3 protein-coding genes and 1 pseudogene are annotated in these 3,504 nt (G+C 74.2%); all 4 read right to left on the bottom strand.

What is annotated here, in order from left to right; all coding sequences use genetic code 11:
* Positions 1–206 precede the first annotated feature (206 nt).
* On the bottom strand, positions 207–1,052 hold the full coding sequence (locus H5J33_RS27840; RefSeq protein ID WP_181797596.1) for an STM4011 family radical SAM protein: 846 nt from the start codon (positions 1,050–1,052) through the stop codon (positions 207–209).
* A gap of 8 nt (positions 1,053–1,060) precedes the next feature.
* Positions 1,061–2,407, bottom strand: coding sequence for an STM4012 family radical SAM protein (locus tag H5J33_RS27835; protein ID WP_181797595.1), 1,347 nt, complete (start codon positions 2,405–2,407; stop codon positions 1,061–1,063).
* Positions 2,404–3,243: an STM4013/SEN3800 family hydrolase gene (locus H5J33_RS27830; protein WP_181797594.1), complete on the bottom strand. Its 840-nt coding sequence runs from the start codon at positions 3,241–3,243 to the stop codon at positions 2,404–2,406. The genes H5J33_RS27835 and H5J33_RS27830 overlap by 4 nt, the downstream gene beginning before the upstream one ends.
* Positions 3,244–3,289: 46 nt before the next feature.
* Positions 3,290–3,504 (bottom strand): annotated as a pseudogene (locus tag H5J33_RS27825) (hypothetical protein); the annotation flags it as partial.

Here is a 3,504-nt window from a genome sequence, read left to right as displayed (position 1 = left end):
GTAGCCCTCCTTGGCGCTCGCCGTGCCCGGGACGGTGCGCTCGTGTGCCTGGCTCTCGGCGCCCGAGTGCGCTCCGGGCTCCTTCTCGTCGCGGGCCCGCCCGTACCGGTCGGCGGGCTCGCCGGTGTGTGCGCTCATGGCGTCCTCCGCTCCACTCCTCGGCAGGCCCGGGTTCCCCCGCGCCGGACGGGAAAACGGGAGCGGCCTCAGTGACCGGCGGGTATCCGCTCCAGGACCCCGCCCGCGAAGACGTCGTACAGCGGGAGCGTCTCCAGGTGGACGTAGCCGATGTGGCAGTCGCACACGGCCAGCGGGCAGGGGCGCGGGGCGAGCGCCGCACGGTAGGAGCCGTCGTAGAGGTTGCCCAGTTCGGTGCGGACGAAGTGGCAGCGGCGGACGGTGCCCTCGCCGTCGACCGAGACGACCGACTCGCCGGTGCGGCAGGGCAGCCCGGCGCTGGCGTGCGGATGGCGGCTGTAGGGGAACAGCGGGTCCAGGTCCGTCCAGGTGGCGGCGGCCGCGTCGGTGTAGGTGTGGCCCTCGGCGGCGTTCACCCAGAGGTAGACGTGGTCCGGCAGGTCGGCGCGCAGCCGGCGGGCGTGGTCCAGGTGCTCGGGCAGGCCCACGATGCCGACGCTGTACCGGATGCCGCGCTCGGCGAGGTCGCGGCACTTGGCCAGGAAACGGTCGTACGGGGTCTGCCCGGGGTGGTAGGTGCACCACAGGGCCACGGTGGCGGGGTCGGCGTCGGCCAGCCAGTCCGTGCGGCAGCTGAGGTTGGTCTGGATGGCGACGCGGCGGATGTGCGGCAGCCGGGACAGGTCCACCAGGGCCCGCCGGTACCAGGACCGGGCCAGGCCCTCGCCCCACGGGGTGAACAGCACCGACAGGCGGTCGTCGGTCCCGTCGGCGGCCCAGGCGGTGAAGCGGTCGAGGGCGGCACGGTCGGCGCGCAGCTGTTCCGGGGTGTCGCGCCGCTTGGCGAACGGGCAGTAGGGGCAGTCGTAGTCGCAGGAGGCGAGCGGGCCGCGGTAGAGGATCGTCAGGTCCACGGGGCCGCCTACTTGCTTTCATAGGCGGCCATCGCCGCCCGTACGGCCGGGGAGAACAGCCGGGGGCCGATCGCGTCGGAGTGCGCCAGCCCTTCCGCGGTCAGGCGCAGCCGGCGGGTGCCGTCCGGCTCCAGCCAGCCGCGGCCGGCGAAGCGGCTCAGCTCGGCGCCGAAGTCCTCGGCGGGGTCGGTGCCGAAGCGCGCCCGGTAGTCGGCGACCGGCAGGCCGTCGGCCTGGAGCAGGGACTGCAGCAGATGGCGGCGGCGGAACTCGTCCGGTGTCATGCGGCGGCCGTACTCGGCGTGCGCGAAGCCGGCGGCGGGCCGGGCCACGTAGTCGTCGATGATGGCGCGGATCTCGTGCATGCCCACGGCGTAGTCGAAGGAGTAGTGCAGACCGGCCGTGTACGAGCGGGCTCCGCAGCCGAGGCCGATCATGCCGTCGGTCTGGCAGGCGTAGTCGTCCGGGCCCTGGGGCGGGGCGTCGGCGCGGCGGAACATGCGCATGGAGTGCTGGACGTAGCCGTGCGCGAGGAGGTGGTCGCGGCCCAGCCGGTACAGGCGCAGCCGCTGCTCGTCCCAGGCCGGGTCGGGGCCGGGGCGGCGGCGGTCGAGGCCGGTGAGGGGGCGGACGTAGAGGGGGTAGAGGTACAGCTCCTCGGGGTGCCAGGCGAGGGCGGCGTCCAGGGAGTGCAGCCAGGTGGCGTCGGTCTGGCCGTCGATGCCGTAGATGAGGTCGATGTTCAGCACGGGGATGGCCGTGTCCCGGATCCGGGCGAGGGCCGCCTCGACGTCCGCGCGGCGCTGGGGGCGTACGGCGGCGCGGGCCTCGGTGTCGACGAAGCTCTGCACGCCGAGGCTGAGCCGGGTGGTGCCCCGGTCGGCGAGGACCGCGAGGCGGTCGGCGGTGGCGGTGGCGGGTGACGCCTCGACGGAGAGCGGTACGGCCCGCAGGTCGGCGCCCATCCGGTGCTCGGCTATGTCGCACAGGCGCTGGAGTTCGGCGGCGGTGAGGAAGGTGGGTGTGCCGCCGCCGAACGCGGCCGTCGCGAAGCGGACACCGGCGGTGTCGCCGAGGGCGGCGCGGACCGTCGTCGCCTGGCGTTCCAGGGCGTCGAGGTAGGCGGTGGTGAGGCCGTCGGGGGCACCGATCCGGGTGAACAGGTTGCAGAAGCCGCAGCGGACCTCGCAGAACGGCACGTGCAGATAGAGGGAGAGGGCGTCCTTGGGTTCCCCCGCCCACAGGGTGGTGAGCGCGGGGCGGTCGGGCAGGGGGCCGTAGGCGGTCTTGTGGGGGTAGGCGTAGACGTAGCTCTGGTACGGGCTTGCGTCGGTGGGCTGGGGGGCGAGCGTCATCGGGCGGCCTCGGCGGGCGTGGGTTCCTGGCGGTGGTCGGGGTCGAGGACGAAGTGGGCGTAGGGCACGGTCCACACGGACGGGTGGCCGAGGCGGTGCCCGGTGTAGCCGTCGTCGCCGTAGGCGGTGCCGTGGTCGGAGCAGACGATGGCGAAGCAGGGGCGCCGGCTGCTCGCGGCGGCGAACAGGCGGCCGATGTGCCGGTCGACGTATTCGAGTGCGGCGGCGTGCGTGGCGCGGGTGTCGCCGGCCTCGCGGGTGGCGCCGGGCTGGTGGAACCAGTTGGGCTGGTGCAGGGCCGACACGTTGACGAAGAGGAACAGCCGCCGGTCGGCGGGGAGCCGGCTCACGACCTGTTCGGCGCGGGTCACCTGGGCCTCGAAGGAGGTGGGCGAGGCGACGCCGAACTCCGGTTCCCAGTGGGACTCGTGGAACAGTCCGGGCAGGACCGAGCCGAGCGGGCCCTGCTTGTTGAAGAAGCCCACTCCCCCGATGCACACCGTGTGGTAGCCGTCCTTCGCGAGGGCGGAGACCAGGTCGGGGGTGTCGTAGACATAGGTGCCGTCGGCGGTGGTCTCGCTGCCCGCGAAACGCGCGGCAAACAGCCGGGGATGCGGGCCGGGGGTCGCCGGTGTCGGCAGGAAGCCGGCGAACATGGCCTGGTGGGAGGCGTAGGTGAAGCTGCCCGGGGCGTGGCGTTCCTCCCACCGGCCGCCGGGCAGGTGGCGGGCCAGGTGGGGGATGCGGCCCGCCGCCGCCAGTTCGGCCGCGACGTCGTGTCGCAGGGTGTCGAGGGTGACCAGCAGCAGGTCGTGGCTGCCGATGATCCGGTTCATGTCCGGTTGCCCGGCGCGGCCCGGGGGCTGGTGCGCAGGGGTCGGGTCAGGCGAGGGCATGGGGCGTGTTCGTTCCGTTCTCGTGCGGGCGGGGTGGCGATGTGTGCCGGGTGAGGGCGGCGGCGACCTGTGCCGCGTAGGTGTCCAGGCCCTCGGCGCCGCTGCCGGGCAGGCCGGTGAGCCCGGGCAGCAGGTCGCCGAAGGCGTTGACCTCGCCGACGGCCGCCCGGCGCCAGCCGGTGGCCGGCAGCAGGTCGACGC

This window comes from Streptomyces sp. WELS2, assembly GCF_013870595.1.
GTDB lineage: Bacteria > Actinomycetota > Actinomycetes > Streptomycetales > Streptomycetaceae > Streptomyces.
The sequence above is the reverse complement of the archived record's forward strand: the minus strand, read 5'-3'. Positions and strand labels throughout refer to the sequence as shown.

What these genes read in the sequence shown, in the direction of transcription:
- H5J33_RS27835 (WP_181797595.1), bottom strand. Translation starts at nt 2,407, where the DNA reads ATGACGCTCGCCCCCCAGCCCACCGACGCAAGCCCGTACCAGAGCTAC.
- H5J33_RS27830 (WP_181797594.1), bottom strand. Translation starts at nt 3,243, where the DNA reads ATGAACCGGATCATCGGCAGCCACGACCTGCTGCTGGTCACCCTCGAC.